Annotated in this window: 13 protein-coding genes; 3 read left to right on the top strand and 10 right to left on the bottom strand. The window is 65.1% G+C overall.

The annotated features are described in order from the left end of the window. Nucleotides 1-4 precede the first annotated feature (4 nt). From O7595_RS24365 to dndB, 8 genes are all read right to left on the bottom strand, one after another. A complete protein-coding gene (locus O7595_RS24365) occupies nt 5-2,155 on the bottom strand; it encodes a DEAD/DEAH box helicase family protein (protein WP_269730749.1) in 2,151 nt (716 codons plus the stop codon). After that, a complete protein-coding gene (locus O7595_RS24360; RefSeq protein WP_269730748.1) occupies nt 2,155-4,140 on the bottom strand; it encodes a hypothetical protein in 1,986 nt (661 codons plus the stop codon). Before O7595_RS24360 ends, O7595_RS24365 begins: the two co-directional genes overlap by 1 nt. 83 nt (nt 4,141-4,223) lie before the next feature. Then, nucleotides 4,224-6,452 (bottom strand): DNA sulfur modification protein DndB, encoded by a 2,229-nt coding sequence (locus O7595_RS24355; RefSeq protein ID WP_269730747.1) that lies wholly within the window; start codon nt 6,450-6,452, stop codon nt 4,224-4,226. 6 nt (nt 6,453-6,458) lie between these two features. Then, nucleotides 6,459-7,178: a hypothetical protein gene (locus O7595_RS24350; RefSeq protein WP_269730746.1), complete on the bottom strand. Its 720-nt coding sequence runs from the start codon at nt 7,176-7,178 to the stop codon at nt 6,459-6,461. 418 nt (nt 7,179-7,596) lie between these two features. Beyond that, complete coding sequence (gene dndE / locus O7595_RS24345; RefSeq protein ID WP_269730745.1) at nt 7,597-7,974, bottom strand: DNA sulfur modification protein DndE; 378 nt, start codon at nt 7,972-7,974, stop codon at nt 7,597-7,599. Beyond that, nucleotides 7,964-9,955, bottom strand: a complete 1,992-nt coding sequence (gene dndD, locus O7595_RS24340) for a DNA sulfur modification protein DndD (protein ID WP_269730744.1) — start codon at nt 9,953-9,955, stop codon at nt 7,964-7,966. The genes dndE and dndD overlap by 11 nt, the downstream gene beginning before the upstream one ends. Continuing rightward, nucleotides 9,942-11,447, bottom strand: a complete 1,506-nt coding sequence (dndC, locus tag O7595_RS24335; RefSeq protein ID WP_269730743.1) for a DNA phosphorothioation system sulfurtransferase DndC — start codon at nt 11,445-11,447, stop codon at nt 9,942-9,944. Before dndC ends, dndD begins: the two co-directional genes overlap by 14 nt. Beyond that, nucleotides 11,444-12,574 (bottom strand): DNA sulfur modification protein DndB, encoded by a 1,131-nt coding sequence (gene dndB, locus O7595_RS24330; RefSeq protein WP_269730742.1) that lies wholly within the window; start codon nt 12,572-12,574, stop codon nt 11,444-11,446. Before dndB ends, dndC begins: the two co-directional genes overlap by 4 nt. A 58-nt stretch (nt 12,575-12,632) precedes the next feature. Between dndB and dndA the strand changes: the two genes are divergently transcribed. Further along, entirely contained in the window at nt 12,633-13,772 is a 1,140-nt protein-coding gene (gene dndA, locus O7595_RS24325) for a cysteine desulfurase DndA (protein ID WP_269730741.1), read from the top strand. On the opposite strand, the gene O7595_RS24320 is transcribed toward dndA, so the two are convergent. After that, nucleotides 13,753-15,261 (bottom strand): DNA phosphorothioation-associated putative methyltransferase, encoded by a 1,509-nt coding sequence (locus O7595_RS24320; protein ID WP_269730740.1) that lies wholly within the window; start codon nt 15,259-15,261, stop codon nt 13,753-13,755. The genes dndA and O7595_RS24320 overlap by 20 nt on opposite strands. A 207-nt stretch (nt 15,262-15,468) precedes the next feature. Here O7595_RS24320 and O7595_RS24315 point away from each other — a divergent pair. Together O7595_RS24315 and O7595_RS24310 are read left to right on the top strand one after the other, a co-directional pair. After that, nucleotides 15,469-16,661 (top strand): IS3 family transposase gene (locus tag O7595_RS24315; RefSeq protein WP_443071715.1). Its coding sequence is split into 2 segments (ribosomal slippage): nt 15,469-15,733 and nt 15,733-16,661, totalling 1,194 coding nucleotides; the frame shifts between segments, so codons are not numbered across the junction. A gap of 337 nt (nt 16,662-16,998) precedes the next feature. Then, a complete protein-coding gene (locus O7595_RS24310) occupies nt 16,999-17,877 on the top strand; it encodes a DUF5655 domain-containing protein (RefSeq protein ID WP_443071855.1) in 879 nt (292 codons plus the stop codon). A 96-nt stretch (nt 17,878-17,973) separates the two neighbouring features. Here the strand turns inward: O7595_RS24310 and O7595_RS24305 are convergent, their stop codons facing one another. Beyond that, entirely contained in the window at nt 17,974-18,720 is a 747-nt protein-coding gene (locus O7595_RS24305; protein ID WP_235476065.1) for a DNA-methyltransferase, read from the bottom strand. Nucleotides 18,721-19,296 lie beyond the last annotated feature (576 nt).

The following is a 19,296-nucleotide window of genomic DNA, read 5'->3' as shown; positions in this document are numbered from 1 at the left end:
TGCTTCAGGTGTCCAAGAGCCCGTAGCGCAGGCGTAGCGGGCGCAGGATGTCCAGGGTGCGTGCCTCGTTGTCGGCGAGCCGAGCGAACTCAGTGACCCGTGTCAGCTCACGGGCGACCATTCGGCGTTCGGTCTCGTGCTGCAGATCGCTTGCTCCATCCGGTGGGACGACGATGAAGTCGACGATGTCAGCGCGTTCCTTCCCAGGGGCCTTGCGCAGGACGCGACCTCGGCGCTGGATGAACTGCCGCGGGTTGGAGGAGCTGGCGAGCAGGTAGGCAGTGCGTGCCGCCGGCACGTCGACGCCCTCGTCGAGGCACTTCATCGACAGCAGGACCTGAAGTTCTCTGCCTGCGGCGAATCGGCGCAGCAGATTCTGTCGCTCACCGCGCCTAGTTTCGGCGGTGTATGGGGCTGCCGGCATACGCAAGTCCTTGCCGACCAAGGACAGCGCCTGCTGAAGTTGGGTCGGCTCATCGATGTCGCCGGTCTCGTGGGCCAGGGGATGGCGACCCTCGGCGCAGTACAGCAGCTGGTACCAGTCGTCGCGGCGCGCAGTGATCTCACGGCGCAGGGCAGGCAGCTTGGCGCGTGCGTGCCCCAGGACGTTCGAGCGCTTGCGCAGGAGCTTGCCGAGCGGGCTGTCGTCGTCCGTATCGTCTGAGAAGCCTTGGGCCGCGATGATCCTGGCGATCTTCTCGGTCACCTCCGCATAGAGAAACGCCTCCTCGTCGTCCAGCTCGACCAGGACCGGAGTGTAGGTGTAGCGACAGAGTGCGCCCGCGCGGATGGCGTCGCCGATGCCCATTTCGAAAACGACATCGCCAAAGTAGTCCGTCAGCGCGGCAGTGCCTTGGTCGTCGAACCAACGCTCCGGCGTGGCCGACAGCCCGAGCCGGTAGCCGGCTGAGGCGGGAAGCTTCTCTCGCAGGCGTTTGGCGCCAAGATTGTGGCACTCGTCCGCGATGACGAGCAGGCGACCGCGGTAGCGGGCCAGGATTCCCTGCAACGGGTCTGCAGCGAAGGTGGTGTTGGTGGTGACGATGACGCCGCCCTTCGCCGTCGCCAGCGCCAGCGCGTCGAGGAGTGACGAGGCTCTCCCGTACCAGCTAGTGGTGGACTCGTAGGCGCGGACCGGCTGCATGCCGAACCACGCAATGTCCCTTGACCACTGGTCGACCAAGTGCTGATAGGGGGCGATGACGAGGGTCAGCAGCGGTTCGTCGCGGCTGTGCAGCATGCGGGTCAACTGTGCTGCGGCGGACAGCGCAGTCAGCGTCTTGCCCGTGCCGGTGGCCATGCGCAGGATGCCGCGACCACCGTTGGCGAACCACCGCTCGACGGCCTGTTTCTGGTAGTCCCGCACGGTCAGCTCGCCGGGGATGACGAGCCGTCCGGATGCCTCCGGGCGGGGCAGGGTGATGACAGCACCGTCCATGGGCGGCAGCTCGGGCTCAGTCTGAGATGCGGTGCGGTTCGCGCACTCCTCGATGACTCCTTTTGCGGCGGCGGTGAAGTCGATCACCCGTAGCAGCGGGGTTCGATCGTCCCAGAGGTCTTCGAAGTCCTGGCTGATCCGTACGGCGCGTGTGCTGTCCCCCGGCTCCCAGGTGCGGAACACCTCAATGGACTCAAAATTGCCGACCAGTCCTGGCATGGTCTCGTTGGCGCTGCCTTTGAAGGCCACCAGGTCGTGTCCGTCGCGGAAAATCCCGATCTTCTCGTGGTAGATACCGATCCTGTCGCCCGAGCTGATGTATGCGAGTTTGATGTCGAGCCGGCCGTCTGCCACGAGCAGGCCGAGCTTGCCAAGCCCCCGGGCTGCCCGCGGGTCCTGAGTTGCCTGCTCGATGTCGCGCAGAGCCGCCTGCTCCAGCACGGCACGCAACTCGTATCCGGCTTGTATCTGCTTCACGTCCTCTGCGTTGAGCTGTGGGGAAGCGACGATGCGCATCGTCCCGCCGCGAGCCGCGAAGTCATCTAGTCCCCGGCCGAGCACGGCCAGCACCGATGCGCTGAAGTATCCGACCGCCCGGTCGTAGGAGGTAGCAGCGGCCAGGGCGGGGACGTAGAAGTCGCGGGCGATGTCGCAGCGGTCGCTGCGATAGTCAGCGAGCAGATCGGCCGCGCGGAGCACGGATTCCCGTCTGTTCATCACAGCCCCATGAGATCGATCAGGTCGTCCGGTGACGGCCCATCATCGTCAGGGCTCTCAGCACTGCTGTCGGCCGAGGCCCGCTCGTCGCTCTCCTCACGCCGGACGTCGCTGAGACGACGTACCACGCCGCCACGCGCAGTGAAGGGAGGGGAAGAGGCGACCTGACGCACGCTGGATTCGTTGATGGTGAACTCGCGGGTCAGGATGGCGACCAGCTCATCTGTCGGAATCGAACCGTTAGCCAGGTCCACCTCCTCCGTGACGAGTTCCTTGATCGTGGTGTATGGGCGCAGTCCCCACTCAGTGAGCGCCCAGGAGTCCACGTCGCTCCGTACGAACCGGGAATCCCTGGGCAGCTGCGCTTTCAGCGAGCGGATGTTCACGTCGGAGCCCATGCGATCGACCAGCAGTTTCGAGTCCAGTGGATGGCCGAGCTCGTTGAGCACGTTCCAAGCTCGCTCGTTGAGTGTCTCGCGACGCGAACCGCTCCCAGCGGCGGAATCAGCATCAAGCGTGCGGGCAGGTGCCGCAGAAGCATCGCTAGAAAGGGCATCGTCAGGCAGCTCCCAGCCGTCGGCTCGCGCGACTGCGGCGAGGATGCGTGCCGTCAGCGTCCGCAATGGCTCGGGAAACTCGTCGCTGTCGCGCAGCAGATCGGCCAGCTGCTCGCCAGGCCGATGCTCGCAGGCGAACTCGCGGAGCTGCTCGAGTACGTCAATCAACTCCGGCGTCGTCGCATCGCCAGACTGCACGGGAGCCGGGAGAGAGTCCCTGTGCGTTTGGGCGGGCAACCCCCTCAGAGTCTCTTCCAGGGACGCTGCTTCGGTAGCAGTCCGTGGCGGAGCGAGTACGTAGTCGCCCTCCATCGCTGAGGCGCCCGTCTGATCGGTGACAGGCTGGGACGATCCGTCGAGTTCGACCTGGCGGTTGTCCATCAACCGCAACCCGCAGTAGCGGAGCCACTCCTCTGTGGCCTTGAGGGACTCGCTAGCGCCTTCGATTAGCCGTCTGGCTGTGGCCCAGGACAAGCACTCTCCCGCCTCTAGATCAAGTGCGTCTCGGGTGAGCTTGCGCATTTCCTCGAGCGAGCCACTGAACAGCCACTCTCCATCTATGCTCCCGGACCAGTGAAGAGCGACCAACAACTCAAGCACCATCACATTGCTGCCCGGCAACTCGACCGCGAGCCAAGGAAGTTGCTCAAGCAGGTCGCTGCGTGTGACGGGGGCCACTGTCGCAGTGCTGAACAGCGTCAAGGCGGAACGGATCCCCGTGGAGTCCGAAGCCGCGGTCCCCAGCCGCTCGGGCAGTTCGTCAAGCAACCGTGTCATCCACGGCCGCATGGTGCGGTAGCGTGCGGCCAGCTCGTCGACCGGCAACGGGGCCACTGCACACAGATGCAGGGTGATTAGATCTTGCTGTCGAGCGTCCAGACCGACGAACCAGTCAGAGATCGCGGTGTCCGGCGCTGCGCTCGAACTTGATCCTGCTGCTGCCGGCACCGGGGACTCCTCGGTTCTGTCCCTCTGTGGGAACGTGACACCCGCGCGCACGAGAGCGGCGAGGACTTCGCGCTTTATCTCGATGCGAACCTTCGGCAGGTTGACGATGTCCATCGGGGCCAGTTGCCCCACTTCGCCCAGCGTCCTGCCGCCCGCCGCTTCCAGCACTTCCAGCGCCCTCGCGTCCAAAGCCAACTCCGCCGTCGGCATGTCCTTAGGCAGAAAGGGAAGCAGGAGGAGCAACTGCTTCTCGTCCAGCAACACTGAACCACTGCCCCAGCAGAGGAAAGACGCGAACAAATCGAAGACGTCGTCCATGTACGGACGCCGCAAACTTGTCTCTTCAGGCGTCTCACGCAGCCACCACTGCGCTGGCCCTCCCAGCCCCTGGAGTGCGAGCAACTCCTCGGGCGCCAGCTGATCCAGCCACGGCAGCACGACCTGCCACGTCGGCGTGGGCGACGAGAACGAGGGCGACATCTTTCCTACCTCTTACGTGCCAGTGGAACATCTACCGGAGTCGGCGGCGAAGGCTAAAATGGCCCCCGCCACCGAACCGCGGCTCACTCACCAAGCAGGTCGTCCACACTGGTCACCGGCTCGTCCTCGGCTCCCTCTGCGCTTCCCGCGGGGTCCTCGGCATCGCCGGCAGCGTCGTCCGGCTGCTGCGTGGGGACTCCTTCCTGGGCGAACTGAGCCAGCCAGCTCGTGTACGGCTCGTCGGTGCCGTAGAACCACTCCTTGAGTGCACGTCCCAACGCTGTTCGGGCTACCTTCTCTGCCTCTGGCCGTAGCTTCGCGTCGACGACTCCGGGCCTGTTGGTCTTGAGCGCCTTGAACTGCTGGTCTTGACACAGCTCCAGGTAAAGGCCACGCGCAGTGCTGAGCATGTTCTCGAACGCTGTCCGGTTCACGAACCACGGAGCAACGTGCGCCCATGCCTCGGGCGTGTCCAGTACCTGAAGCCAGAAGTACCGGAAGTAGACCGCCTGCGGAGTGTCCATATTGGCGATCTGGTTCAAGGGGTGGCTGACCTCGTTCTTGTTGAACGCAAGCCTGCGGTCCTTGGCCTTCCCCTGCTCCAGGGCGAAGTAGGCGTTCCACGCCGTCACCAGAGCGTCCGCGAACTGCGGGAGCTCATTGATGTCGACACCGTCTGACTGTTCCTTGCGCAGTTCCCACAGTGACCCGAGAGTCATCACCATGCCCAACTGGCAAGCATGTGTGTTGAACACTGCGTAGGCAGCTTTCGACTGTTTGAGCGCGGCGGTGCGACCGGAATCCAGATACGCCCGCGCCCGGTAAGTCTCGAAGGTCTCCTCGCGGCCCTTCAGCGCTTCCCAAGCGCGGATTACATCGGATTTCGTCGCCTTCAGGCCTGCGGCCTTCTTCTCCAGGTAATGCTCGTAGCTGTCGCGCAGCGTCCAAAACACACCCACCCCACTGAACAGGGCATCGTGAGCGAGCGTCAGTCCGGTGTCGTCGATGTGCCAGTCGTCCTTCGACTGCGTCAACGCCTTGGCGTGAGCAGCGTAAGGGGCCGTCCGTGAGAGCAGGGTGAGGATGGCCCGACCCCAAGTTGCGGCGAACCGATCGCTGATGACGTCCATCCGCCCCAGCGGGAACTCAGTGTTGCCGATCTTTTCCCGCTGGTAAGTGAAGCCGCCGTCCTCAAACTGGTCCGGGAAGAGGCTGGTGAGGTCCAGCTGCCTCTGCATGAACGTGTCCAGCTCGGTCTGGCTGAGTCGACCTCCGATCTTCTGTGCGACGTTGTTCAGGTATTTGGGAGGGCCGAAAACGCAACGGTCGACCGCGAACTTGAGGAGGTGGATATTGGTCAGTACAGACCACCGGGCCGGCCGGGTGGAGTTCACCTCCGGGTTGTCGTACTCGACCGCGTAAATGGGCAACAGGGAGTCGCTGGTGTCGTTGCGCAGCTCACTGAGCATACGGCGGGTCAGCACGTTGCTCAGTTCAGCATCCGACAGCAGGATGATCCGCGAGTCGGAGGGCGGACGTGCTTCCTTGTTGACGTCGACAAAGAGCTTGCGTGCCGCCTCATGCGGCTTTGCATCCTCGCCAGTCTCTTCGGGGAACCAACACACGGTCACCGGAACTTCGATGCGGCTCAGATCCACATTGCCAAAGTCGTGGAGGGCCTGGGTGACTTGATTCTCGTAGAAGGAACGGAAGCGTGCGCCACCGGAGTCCTGCCAGCTCTTGGTCATGGTGCGCTCCACCGCCAGAAGCGCCATCGCGCGGTGCTGGCCATCGAGGACCACGAGCTGAGACTCGGTCTTGTTCCACCACAGCTTGCCGACACTCGCCGGGTGGAGGCGGTCGTCGTCCCCGACCAGTCGCTGGACCCGGAAAGACGTCCCTGCCTGCTCTTGCTGCCAGCGAGCGCCGTCATCCGGGACCACCTTCTGCTGGCCCAGCGGCTCGAAGAACGAGGGACGCTTGCCACGGAAGGGCAACAGGACCGCGACGATCGGTGGGAAGAACGCCGGGCCGGTGGGCTTGAGATCCAGCAGGTAGGGGATGAGCTTGACCGCGACCCGGTGGTCGTCCAGGTCACGCTGCAGAAGCTGGTTGAAGTCCAGATCCCCGGCTTCCATGACCTCACGGACAGGTGCAAGGCTCTTGGTGAGCTGGCGCTCGGGATCGTCGGTCACCTCGCCGAGCCGAGCCTTGGTCATGATGTAGTCCACCCGGCCGGCCGGCGTGGCGAAGGTGCCCCACGTCCCCTGGACGTAGTCACGGAACGTGAGCTTGGTTCCTGAGCCGAACATCGTGTCCTACTGCCTTCCGAGAATCGGCGCGTACAGCCGGTGGAGCAGCCATTCGGCTGACTCTGCGGTGTTTCGCAGGTGCTTGATGGTCACAGCGTCGTCTGCTTGATCACCTAGGTCGATGACCCAGGCTTCGAGGTGGCCCATGGCCATGTTGCGAGCGGCTGCCCGCGCGCCGAACGTCCTTCCCTTCGCACGGACGGTCTCCGCATCCTCAGGGTGTTCACGCAGCCAGTCGTACGCCTTGGTGAAGTCGCGGCGATGGGTGCGTAGGCGCTCGCGCAGATTCTCGGCGACACCTATGTACAGCGGCGAGGAGAACACCGGGGACGCTATCTCCAAGATGGTGGCCATCACTCGACGTCTTTCCTCGCTGTCCAAGGAATCCATGAGTATCTCTAGGCGCTTGTCCTCTTCCACAGCGGTGTCGTTGCTTGCCTCATCCGGATCGTGCAGGGGCGTGTCGAGCTGGAGTTCGCCTTCCCACGCGGCGCCGTAGGAGCCACGCCCCCGCAGGGCGATAGGGAGCGGCTCGTAGTAGCCGGCGTACTTTCTGAGCAGCCGCAAGAAGCCCTCGATCGCTTGATCGCCCTCCGGGCTGGGCTTCATCTTCCAGTCATGCGGACCGGCTCGGAAACTGACATACCAGGCGTACAGCCCAGGAGTCTCAGGCGCTTGATCGACGTCCAACATTGAGTAGCGGCTGTGCGAGAGAGCATTGGTCACAGCTGGCGTTCCCCTACGAAAGGAGCCATCGGGGGGCGCTGCTCATGAGCCCCAGGCAGTCTGACCGCGCTCTGGTCAGCAGCCTGCTGGCTCCTGACCAGAGCGCGACAAAAGATCTTGCAGCATCTATGCACTCGCGACCAACCCTCTCCCCGGACGCGACGGCGTCCCCGCAACTTGCGCCTGCGGCCCTTTGTGAAAAATTAGCGTAGGGCATGCCACTGACACACGCGGGTCCCTGCCAGAAGGTTCCCCTGCGGCGCAGCGTTCGAAGAAGTCGCAGCGCAGCTCGGCAGGTGTGCCAGAACACAGCTGTATCGGGTACGCGAGCTTCGCTCCAAAAACGGTTGGCCCAGGGCACAAGGCGGTGGCGCCGCCTTGTGCCCTGGGCCGACTCCTACGCTTCGCGGGTGGTCGCCTACTCGCAGGCCGAGCCCACGAGCTCGCGGATTGTGCGGATCTCCTGATTACCAGCGAGGTAGCCGATGCCGCGGTGCAGATGGATCGTCAGCGCTCGACTCAGGGACTCGTCCGTCAGCGGTTCACCGTCGACCGCGCAGCGCTGCCGCAGCAGTGCTAGGTAGATGTCGCCGTACGTGCCCGCGAAGGTCTTCCAGGACATCTCGACGTTTGAGTCCGTGATGATCTCTTTGACCAGCGGGGTAGAGGGCTCACGCAGGGACATGGCCAGCGCCCACCGGCAGAGGACGTTCCAGTTCTTGATCCCGGTGGTGCGCTTGAGCCAGACCAGCTGGTCACGCGCTGTCTGGGACAGGCGGATGATCTCAAGCGACATGCGCTGCTCCGGAGGTCCACCAGTAGCCCGGCTGCACGGATGTGGTGAACGTGGTGTCGTCGTGAACGAGGGTGTAGGTGTGAGCAAGCGAGGACTTGAGGCGGCCTAGAAGCCGCTTGTCGATCTCCTCATCAGTGGACAGCAGCAGGACCTGGTGGCTGGCGTGCGGGAAGTAGCGATCTACCAGGTGCTCGCGATGCCGACTGTCGAGTCGCCCAAGGGGGGTGTCAATGACGCTGGGAAGCCAGTTGCCAGCGACACGGGCGAGACCCCACACCAGGGAAACCGCCAGTAGTTGGCGCTCGCCGGCGCTGAGGCGTCCGGGGTCGAGAGGCTCGCCATCGGTATCGATCAGGGTCAGCCGGTAACGGTCCGTGTCAATGCGCAGGTCGCTGACAAGACCCCGCTTACGCATCAGCTTAGAGAAACTGTCCAGGACCGCGACTTCGAGCCTGTTGATGTGCCGATTCAGCAGAGCGGCACCAAACTTGTCGAGGACAGCGCGCTGTCGGTCGCAGTAAGCGATGACGCGTGCCACTTCCTCGGCCTTGACCAAGGTCTTGACCCGCGCTTCGTGGGCTCGTTGCAGCTCGGCGGTCAGCGCCTCGCGACGGCTCTTACTGGTGCTGTGCGCCGCGAGAGCGCTGTCCAGGTCTGCCTCCAGCTGGTGAACCCGACGCAATGCCTGTTCCCGCTCGGCAATCCGGGTGGCGATTTGCTTCTCATCCGGGACGCCAGCCAGCTGCCGGTCCAGAGCCTCAGCCGTAGCTGCCTGCTCTGCGGCTTGAGCGCGCAATTCCCTTCCACGTCGAAGCTCGTGAGCCAAGACCTGGTCGATGCCTGCTAGCTGGGCGTGCCCGTCAGGCGTGAGCTCGAGAATCCGCTCGGCACTTCCGGCGAGCTCGCGCTCACGGCGGTCCCGCTCCAAGTGGGCGCGAAAGACCTGCAGATCATCGGTGGACAGGTGCCCATTCAGGCGGTCAAGGATGTCGCCGTCGCGGTCAGCGAGGACGCCAAGAATTTGGGCCGATTCATCGGCCTGCTGTTCGACAATCGCCTGCTTGTGGGCAGCATTGAGCTGGTCGCCCACGAGCAATAGCGGCAGGGGGCCAGCAGCGAGGTCAACTAGCGCTGCCTCGGTGGCCGCGAGGGCCTTGGCCACGTCCTTACGGCGGTTCTCCAGTTCACGGCGGCGTTCGTAGAGCTCTCCGCCGTCCTGCTGGAAGGAATACTCGGCGTTGTCCAGGACCACCTTGGCCGCGTCAAGGCGTGACCGCAGCTCGGCGACCCTTGCGTTGGTGGCGTCGACCTCCTCTTGGATTGTGTCGTGCCTGGCTTCCAGGGCGCGGATCTGGGCGACCGTCTCCTGTTCCTCTCCGGTGAGTTTCTGGCGGCGCTGCAGCGCAAGCAGGTCGGTGCGCAACTGCTGGACGGTGTTCACGCCAAGCAGGGAGTGCACGGCGGACTCGATGACAGCAGAGGCGCGGTCCGGGTCAGCGAGGGATTCGATCTTCTCTCCGTCGAAGAAGAAGAGGGACCCAATCTCCAGGGGAAGCAGGTCCTCCACGTGGTCGGCCCAGCTTTCGCTGATGGCCTTGCTGAAGTTGCCGTCGACGAGCACATTGACGTACTCGTGCAAGGTCTTTCCGCTAGTCGCCCACTTGCGGCAGACCTTGTAGACGCGTTCCTCGCCCTCGACCGTGATGGCGAACTCAAGCTTGATCTCGGCACCGGTGGTGGGGTCGGCCTGGCGGTTGATGCACTCTCGCAGATAAGTCTCGTACGGGCGGTTGCCGCGCCCGCTGCAGCGGGCGCGGGGTCCGTACAGAACCAACTGCAGGGCATCCAACAGGGTTGTTTTGCCACAGCCGTTCATACCGCCGATCAGTACGATCGGCCGGCCGGGGGTCGTGGTGAGGTCGAGAGACTGCTCGCCCCGGTAGGCCCCAAAGTCGTGCAGGGTGATGTTACGCAGGAGCATCGGCGGAGTCTTCGTCCTCGATCAGGGGCAGGCGGTCAGCGATCTCTTCGTTCAACTGCTTCTTTTTGAGCGCATAGGCATGCGCGTCGGCCTTGTCCTCGAAGAAGCCACGCTTGACCGTCTTCTCCAGGGCTTCGAACAGACCCGAGCGGCGCGTCATGGTGCGGAACTTGCGCTCCACCTCGAGCAGTTCGCGGGCGGTGGTGAACAGCAGGTCGTCGCCATCACATACCTCGCGCAGCAAGTCGATCTCGCCGGCGCCCAGGACAAGGTGCTCGTCGAGCGGGCGGCCGGGGAAGTCCTCACCGGTCTCTTCCTTGTAGATGCGCGGCAGGGAGTCCTCGACCTCGTGCTTCTCGAAGACCCATAGGCGTCGAATCTCGTGAAGTTCCTCCGTCGTGATCAGCTCAATCCCGCGGATGTACTCGGGGGCGTCTGCCCGTACACGAGACTGGGCTTTGAGGAGCTGCCGCAGCCAGTCCTCACGAGCCTTCTGGGTGTAGGGGCCATGGACGATGCGCTCGCCGAACAGTTGGATACTGCCGTTCATCTTGCGGAAGTCCCGGAGCTGGTGCTCCTCTTCACCGCTGACATCCAGCTTGTCGCGCAACTTCAGGAGCGGTTCCATCCACACCATCTCCTCGCCACTATTGACCATGGCAGCCATGGACTTGTCCTGGTCCACGAGCGTGCAGGTCCAGCAGCCGAAGCGGCTGTCGCCGCAGGAAGGCGTTGAGTCGTCCACTACCAGTGGGCACTCTTGGTCCTCTGTGGCGCTCTGGTACATGGTCAGCAGGTCCTTGTTGGGGTGCCCCCAAGGGTTGGGCTGCTGCATGAGGAAGGTCCATACCTCGTCGTTGGACCAGTCCTCGATCGGGCTGTAGACGAGCGAGTTGGGTAGGTTGCCGTTGGGGGACAGGCGCTCCTGTACCCGGCGCTTCTCGTGCTTGGCCATGGCCCGGGCCCGGGCCTGGCTCTCCTGCTTTCGGATACCGAGCACCAGGATGGCCTCGCCGTGCCGACGGACCACCTTGCGGATGAAGGTGTTTGACGGTCGGATCTTCATACGCTCGGTGCACCAGCGGAATTTCGGGCGCGGCGCCGGGTAGCCGCGCCCGATCAGGTTCACCCAGAAAGTGTCCTGGACCTTGGGGGTGAGGCGGTTCGGCTCGATCGGCAACTGCTGCTCGACTGCCGCCTGTCGCATGGTCTCCAGGGACTGGCTCACCCACGAGGCAACAACCGGGTTCTCCACCAAGGTGTCGGTGCTGATGACGTAGACGGTCTTCGTGCGCTGCTCGGCCGGCAGTTCCTGGAGGGCCAGCCACACCAGTTGCAGGGTGGCAGTGGAGTCTTTGCCCCCGCTGTAGCCAATCACCCAGGGCACCTCGTCCGCGGTATAGAGCTCGCGGATCTCCTCCTTGAGGTCGGCGGTCACCTGCGCGAGACTGCTGCCCTCGAAGGGCACAACTCGTCGGGTCGCGGTAGTCATGACTCTCCTCGCTGATAAGCATCTTCGGCGCGTTGCTCTTCAGGGCTGAGCCTGAGCTTCAGCATGCGGCGAAGGTAGGTCACGGTCAAAGTGACCTGGGCGTGGCTCTTGGAGACCCGGCCACCAATGATCGCGCGGCCCTCCCAGTCGGTATTGGTACGGGACCAGTCGACCCCGCCAAGCTTTTTCAAACGCGGTTGCCACACGGTGGCGTCGACGGATTCACGCAACAAGCTGTTGCCGACACGTCCCAGTGCGTGCAAGGCGATGCCGTGGCTGTGAATGTAGTTCTGACGCACGTCGGGAGCGGTCATGCGGCGATCGCGGACCATCGCCCACTCGGGGATGAGCGTGTCAACGTATTCCCAGAACGCCTGGGCCAGTACGGCTGCCTCGTCACGTTTCAGCTCCAGCCCTTGGAGCAAGGACTGATTGCCCGAGTGCAGGGCGCTGAGCGTGAACAGCTTGCGCGAACGCGCGGACAGCGTGCTGCTCTCCATTTCGACGTGTTGCTTGAACACCGAGGACTTCAGGGCCAGTAGCCGGGTCAGGCCGGCAAGGTCGTCACGCTGGTCGTAGAGCACGCCGATCGAGCGCGACGGGCGCACGGCGTGCCGGTTCAGGTCGGCGAACATCTGCTGGGAACGCCCCAGACCCGCGTCGTGGAAGAAAACGACGGCGATCGTCTCGTCTCCCAGGTCCGGGTTCTCTTTGAGCGCGAGCTCGATGGCAGCGCGGCGGTGCTGCCCATCGTTGATCAAGAAGCGCGCGGCCATCGGAACGCGGATCTGTCCGGCGCGCATCCCAGCGCCCTCACTCGCAATGCCCTCAAAGGTGATCTCGCCATCGATCGAGGCGGTGAGCGCACTGAAAACGTAATCATCTGGATTGTCCAGAATGTACCGAGTCAGCGCCGGCAACCTGCCCTTGTTGAGTACGCGCTGCGCGCGGACTTCTGGGGCGATCTCATCGTCATCGAAGACGAAGATCTTAGGGATCAGCCGGAGTGGGCACATCGAAACGAAGAACTCTCGTCCCGCCTGAACTCCCCTGATGGCAGGAAAAATGTACTCGAAGCCGACAAACGTCGCCTCCCCCGCCGCCTGAGCTCCTCGTTGATCGATCACGGCGGTATCGTACGTGATCTCAGTGACGTACTGTACGGGATTCTCGTAGAAGAGAGTAATGATGTCGGTAACGTACCTTGATGCTGCCGCGACCACGCGCGTCGACCCACGCGTCGCTGATGTCGTGCTCCACTGGATGACCGAAGACTTTGGCAACGCTGGCAGCCGTACTCACGAGTACGGTACGCGCGCCAAGAAGGCGGTACAGCAGGCGCGTACGCAGCTCGCTGCGCAACTCGGGGCGCCAGCCGAAGAGTTGATCTTCACAAGCGGAGCGACGGAGAGCAACAACATCGCGTTGCTCGGGATCGCACCGCACGGCGAGCAGACCGGGCGCCGGCACATCATCACCTCGGCGATCGAGCACAAAGCGGTCCTCGAACCGCTCGAGCACCTGCAAAGCCGCGGTTTCGAGGTCGACTTCCTCAAGCCCGACCAGCACGGCAGGATCAGCGTCGAAGCTGTCCGCGAGCGCCTGCGCCCAGACACCTTGCTCGTGTCGCTCATGCACGTCAACAACGAGACGGGTGTCATCCAGCCTGTCAGCGAACTCGGACGAATCCTCCGCGAGACGTCCACGTACTTCCACGTCGACGCCGCCCAGGGTTTCGCCAAGCTCCCGGAAGACCTCATCGCGCCGATCGATCTGATCAGCATCAGCGGCCACAAGATCGGCGCCCCGAAGGGCATCGGCGCGCTGCTGGTCCGTCGACGCGGCTGGGACCGGCTCCCCCTACAGCCTCTGATGTTCGGCGGCGGCCAGGAGCGCAAGCTCCGCCCGGGTACTCTGCCCGTCCCGCTGATCATGGGACTGGCGAAGGCGGAGGAGATCTTCCGTAAGGAGCACCAGCAGTGGCTGGCCGGAGCGCAGAAGTTCCGCGAGCAGCTCCTCGCCGGGCTCGCCGGCACTCGCTACCACGTGAACGGCGACCCCGAACACTCCGTGCCGCACATCCTCAACCTCTCTTTCGAGGGCGTGGACGCCGAAGCCCTGATCATCGGCCTCAAGGGCGTCGCGGCCGTGGCCACCGGCTCGGCATGCACCAGCGCTTCCTACACTCCGAGTCACGTGCTGACAGCCATGGGACTGCCCGATGAGATCGTGTCCAACGGGCTGCGCCTGTCCTGGCTGCCCTCCCAGGTCGATGGATTCGAGGTCGGCGACCTGGCCGCTGCGGTCAACCAGCTCCAGCCGTAGGGGGCTCCGGCTCTGCATCCTCTCCCGAGCCCTGCGGAGGCGGGATTCCTCTGGGGCTCGCAGGCCGGCGCACCAGTCGGTGCCCGCGAAGAGCGCGCGAGCAGCGCTCCAGCTCGGCTTCCCAACCCTGCTCGGTTCCGATCAAGTGCGGCTGGTCGTACAGTCCGGCCCGCACTTCGGCCTCCGTCAGCCGCCGGTACTTGGGCACGTCCGGGTCGTCCGGCGCCAGGAACTCATGCTTGCGGTGCAGCAGCGGCCGGTTGACCGAGTTGTCGTAGGACAGGTGGGTCGTGTCCAGGCTGCGCATCTCGATCGAGTAGGAGGAGTGCAGTCTGGGGTGCGGGTCGGTGTCGAAGTCGGGGTAATCGAGCCAGCTGACGGCTCGTCCCTGGTGCTTGAGCTTCACCACGGACCACTGCGGCGGGCGGCCAGCGGCAATGGCGGCGCAGTGCTCATACAGCCGCAGCACGGTGGGCAGCTTTTCGATGGCGCGGCGGTGCACATAGAGCGCGGTCGGCGTGAGCTTGCCGGCTTCCGAGCCCCGCATCGCGCCGCGTACGTAGGTGTCGTCGCGCAGCTTGAGCAGGAGCCGGTCGGCACGTTTGCACGCCTCCAGGTAGGAGGAGAAGCAGGACCGGATGTCGAGCTGGATGTGCAGCGGCAGGCTGCCGAACGGGCCGCGTCCGTTGAACAGCTCCACCGCAAGGAACAGCAACGTGTTCAGCGTCGTGCGCTTGCCGCCCGCAGCCATCTTCTCCGGGTCGGCGGAGCGCCGGACCAGGCGCTGGAGTTCGGTACCCCGGAGGTGACTCAACAGTTCTGATAGGGGAACCGACATCTCCTCCAGCCGGGGCAGTCGGCCCCGCCGCTCGGTGAAGTCGACCACCGCGGCGATGGCGGAAGCGGTGTCCTCGGAGGCCAGCCACTCGGCATCGGGCACGATCCGGCGGGCGAGGAAGGCGATACGGGCAGGATCGTCCCGGAACGCGTAGACGACTCCGGGCGCTGCGGACACGCAGCGGACGCCGGTGGTCTCCTGTACGAAGTCGCGCAACTCGCTCGCGCCAAACAGGTGCTGGAAGGTTCCACGTCCAGTCAGGACCCCATCGGCGAGCTGATCGCCGTTCACCTTGTTCCGTTCCCACACCAGGCGGGCGGAGACTACCAGGACCCCGCGAGTCAGGGTCCAGGCGCGCAGCAGGGTTTCGCGCCGTTCGGCCGGGTTCTCGATGACGTTCAACACGTAGGTGAGCAGCACCACATCCGAAGGCTTCTGCTCGCCGTCTGGGAAGAAGTGTGGATCCCAGCCAGTAACGTCGAGCTGCATGTGATGCAGGCTGCGCACGTCGTCTCCACGCCCGCAGCCAAAGTCCAGGACGCTCACCCCGGGCCCGATCTGCTGGTCGATGACGGCCTGCCGGGCAGGCACCGAGAGAGCCGAGCGACTGATCGCCGTCAGGCGACGCTCGCTCTTCCACACCTCGGGCATCTCACCTCGCCACACACCGATCCCAACTAATCCCATAGAATATTGTCGAGCACACTTAACCTCCGAGTCCGGACTCCCCGTTCGAACCGGCGCGATTCACCCCACGTTCCAGTACACGATCGGCACGGGCACGACTGAGCTGCACCCCGTTTCGTGGAGTCCCTGAAGCCAGGCTTATGATCCTGGTCCGAAGGAGAACCACGAGCTGTGCCAGCACCACGTAAGTACCCGGACGAGCTCCGCGAGCGGGCCGTCCGCGAGGTCCGCACCACCGGCCGCCCGGTCGCGCATGTCGCCCGGGACCTCGGCATCCACAAAGAAGCCCTGCGGCAGTGGGTGCGCCAAGCCGAGGCCGACACCGGCGAACGCGACGACCGGCTGACCACCGCCGAGCGCGACGAGCTGAAGCAACTCCGCAAAGAGAACGCGGAGTTGAAGCGGGCGAACGAGATCCTGAAAGCCGCCAGCGTGTTTTTTGCCCAGGAGATCGACCGTCCCCGGACGAGGCCGAGCAAGTGATCGACCACCTGCGCGAACGCGGCCTCGGGGTCGATCCCGTCTGCCGGGTGCTGGACCTGTCGCCGTCGACGTACTTCGCCCGCAAGAAGCGTCCGAAGTCGGCCCGCCGGCTCCGCGACGAGCAGCTCATGCCGCTGATCGAGGAGATCCACGCGGAGTCCGGGGCCACTTATGGGGCCCGGCGGATCACCCGTGCCCTGCGGCGCAAGGGCATCGACGTGGCCCGGTGCACCATCGAGCGGCTGATGCGTGAGCTGGGCATCGAGGGCGTCATCCGCGGTCAGCGGCGCCGCACCACGGTGCCCGAGCCGTCGGCGCCCCGCCCGCCGGACCTGGTCGACCGCGATTTCACCGCCTCGCGCCCGGACCAGTTGTGGGTGGCGGACATGACGTATGTGCGCACCTGGTCGGGCTGGGCGTACGTGGCGTTCGTCCTGGACGTGTACTCGCGGATGATCGTCGGTTGGCAGGTCGCCCGCCACATGCGGACCGAACTCCCGCTGGATGCGCTGGAGATGGCCCTGTGGAGACGCAGGATCAAGAAGGACTCCGGCCTCATTCACCACAGCGACCGCGGGTCGCAATACGTGTCAATTCGGTACACCGACCGGCTCGCCGACATCGGCGCCGCGGCGTCGGTCGGATCCGTCGCGGACAGCTATGACAACGCGATGGCCGAGGCCCTGAACGGCACATTCAAGGCCGAGCTGATCGAGATGCAGGGCCCCTGGAAGGACGCGGACCAGCTCGAGCGGGCCATCTTCCGGTGGGTCACGTGGTACAACGAGGAACGCCTGCACTCCGCGCTCGACTACGTACCGCCCGCCGAGTACGAGGAAGCCTTCTGGCAGAGCCAGGAGCAAACCCCGCAGTCCGCTTGAAACAAGATCACCGAACTCTACGAAACTCGGGGCAGCTCACGACCCCAGGGTGATTCCCATACCCACTTCGCGAGCGCCATGACGCGTCCAGCACCTGTCCGAACCGGACAAGCCCAACGCAGCTGATCGTTCTCCGCCAGCGCCCCGAGGCGTCCACGTTGGCCGAGAGCGCCGAGAGCCCCCGACGAGGCGTCACGCACAGGTATTCACTGGAATACCCGCAGGCTGGTTTCGATTGCTCCTCCTGTAGTAATCACGGAGGGGGACGCTGGTGACCGACCTGAAGCTGTTCCGGCTCGACGCCGACGGCCGGGACGTCGAGCTGCGCGGTTCGACGATGGCGCTGGAGGTCGAACTGCAGCGCCGGATCGAGGCCGGCATGGAGGCCATGCTCGGCATCCGCTTCCTGGCATCGGAGTACCCGACGGGGCCTTGGCACCGGGGCCGGATCGACTCGCTCGGTCTGGACGAGAACGGCACACCCGCGCTGATCGAGTACAAGAAGGGCGCCGACAGCGGTGTCCTGTCGCAGGCTGTCTCCTATCTGTCGTGGTTGGACTCCGCGCGTCACGAGTTCGAGGCGCTGGTCAAGGAGAAGCTGGGCTCCGAGGCCGCCGAGTCGATCGACTGGCGGAACCCTCGGATGGTCTGTATCGCCGCTGGCTTCTCGCACCACGACCGAGTCGCGGTGCACCGTCTGCGCGAGCGGATCGACCTGGTGCGCTACCGCGTCTTCGAGGGTGGGTTGCTGAGCCTGCTACTGATCGAGTCCACGCCCGGATCTTCGAGACCGATCTCGGATCGGCGCCAGAGCCGCGAGCGGGAGGTCACGGCTGGTGCCGCCAGCAAAGACGGGAAGACGTCCGCTCAGGCGACCGCTACCGCGGATGCGATTCCTGGCTGCCTGCAGGACCTGTACGCCGAGCTGGACGAGGCCCTCACCGCCTGGGGCGAGGTCGAGGTGGCTCAGCTTCGGCACTACATCGCCTACCGCCGGATGGTGAACGTCGCCTCCGTCATCTTCCGCCCGAAGCACGAGGCGATCCTGGTCTACCTCAAGATCGACCCGGACACGGTAGAGCTGGAGGAGGGCTTCTCGCGCGACATGCGCGGTATCGGCCACCTCGGGACCGGCGACCTGGAGGTGCGGATCGCCTCGGCAGCCGACCTGGAGAAGGCGGGACCGCTGATCCGGCGGGCGTTCGAGGCGGCCTGACGCAAGACGAAGGGCGGCTGGTGCATCGATTTCTCGATGCACCAGCCGCCCTCATCCGTCTGCGGTCCGTCGGCCCCGGGCCGGTCGCTCTCATACTCATGCCTCCGGTCCTGCCAGCACGAAGTCGTCCTGGGTCAGCTCCGCTCGGAGCCTCGCCTCGGCGACGTCGGCGTAATGCGCGGAGAGCTCGACGCCCACGAACTGCCGGCCCTCGCGCAAGGCGGCTACGCCAGTGGAGCCGCTGCCGGTGAAGGGATCGAGGACGGTGCCGCCTTCGGGGCAGATCTGCACGAGCTGCTGCATGATCTCGACCGGCTTCTGGGTGATGTGGACGCGGTCCTTGCGGGGCTGGGAGGCGATGAAGTGGCCGGGCAGGTAGAGGTCCCGGTCCTTTTCGAGGCTTCCCTTGACGCCCCAGACGATGAACTCGGCCGACTGCTTGAACCCGCCCTTGCGGGGTCGGCTGGCGGGCTTGATCCAGGGGATCGTTCCGCTCCAGGTCCAGCCCGCCATCTGCAGGGCGTCGGACGTGGTGGGCTCCTGGCGCCAGTCGGAGAAGACCATGGCGACGGAGTGCTCGGTCGCGGCCCGGTACGCCTCGGTGAGCAGTGCGGTCAGCCAGCTTCGATAGCTCCGCTGGTCGCGGTTCTCGCCGGGGAAGTTCTGCAGGTCGTGCGCCGATCCGGCTGTGACGTACTTGGCGCGGGCGGTGCGGCCGGTGCGGTCCGAGCTGGTGCGTCCACCGGAGTTGTACGGGGGATCGGTGATGACGGCGTTGACGCTCTCGTCCGGGAGGGTCTTCAGCACGGTGAGGGCGTCGCCTCGGTGCAGCGTGTAGCTCATGTGCGGGGCCTCTTTCAGGGCACGACGGGACTGGGCCCGCTCCGGACGGCGGTCAACGGCGGCCGTTCGGAGCGGGGTTGCGCCGGAGGTTAGCCGCGTTTTCCGGCCGCGCCTAACGAGCCGGTGCCGTGGTTCGGGCCCGGTTCGGCGGTCGTTTGGTGCGGCCGGAATCCCGGTCTACTGTCTCGCCACGTCACCGAGGCGGAGCCCGGCTCCACCCTCGCTGACCTGTGCTGATCCGTGTTGCCACGTCCAAGAACGTGGACCGGACGGCACGTTGAATCCCCGTTCCCGAAGCCGTGAGGAGACCCGGTGCACCACCTGAGATTACGAGCGCGGCTCGCTGCCGCGCATGGCCTGAACCCGGTGTCCGGGAGCTACCAACTCCCCTGATCCGGGCCCGCCCTGAGAGGCGGATTCACATCGGCGCGGTGTCGACGGCTTTGCACGAGAAGTCGGCACCGCGCCTCCTACGAACCGCGAGGAGCCGCTGCGATGCAGCACGCCCTGATACGCCCACGCCCTGACCCAACCCTGTCGCCCGGCCGGGATGTCCGCCCCGGCGAACGGCGTCGG

It is taken from the genome of Streptomyces sp. WMMC940, assembly GCF_027460265.1.
Classification (GTDB): domain Bacteria; phylum Actinomycetota; class Actinomycetes; order Streptomycetales; family Streptomycetaceae; genus Streptomyces.
This window is presented reverse-complemented; position numbering and strand designations above follow the sequence as displayed.

What these genes read in the sequence shown, in the direction of transcription:
- O7595_RS24365 (WP_269730749.1), bottom strand. Translation starts at nt 2,155, where the DNA reads ATGAACAGACGGGAATCCGTGCTCCGCGCGGCCGATCTGCTCGCTGAC.
- O7595_RS24360 (WP_269730748.1), bottom strand. Translation starts at nt 4,140, where the DNA reads ATGTCGCCCTCGTTCTCGTCGCCCACGCCGACGTGGCAGGTCGTGCTG.
- O7595_RS24355 (WP_269730747.1), bottom strand. Translation starts at nt 6,452, where the DNA reads ATGTTCGGCTCAGGAACCAAGCTCACGTTCCGTGACTACGTCCAGGGG.
- dndE (WP_269730745.1), bottom strand. Translation starts at nt 7,974, where the DNA reads ATGTCGCTTGAGATCATCCGCCTGTCCCAGACAGCGCGTGACCAGCTG.
- dndD (WP_269730744.1), bottom strand. Translation starts at nt 9,955, where the DNA reads ATGCTCCTGCGTAACATCACCCTGCACGACTTTGGGGCCTACCGGGGC.
- dndC (WP_269730743.1), bottom strand. Translation starts at nt 11,447, where the DNA reads ATGACTACCGCGACCCGACGAGTTGTGCCCTTCGAGGGCAGCAGTCTC.
- dndA (WP_269730741.1), top strand. Translation starts at nt 12,633, where the DNA reads ATGATGTCGGTAACGTACCTTGATGCTGCCGCGACCACGCGCGTCGAC.
- O7595_RS24320 (WP_269730740.1), bottom strand. Translation starts at nt 15,261, where the DNA reads ATGCCCGAGGTGTGGAAGAGCGAGCGTCGCCTGACGGCGATCAGTCGC.
- O7595_RS24310 (WP_443071855.1), top strand. Translation starts at nt 16,999, where the DNA reads ATGGCGCTGGAGGTCGAACTGCAGCGCCGGATCGAGGCCGGCATGGAG.
- O7595_RS24305 (WP_235476065.1), bottom strand. Translation starts at nt 18,720, where the DNA reads ATGAGCTACACGCTGCACCGAGGCGACGCCCTCACCGTGCTGAAGACC.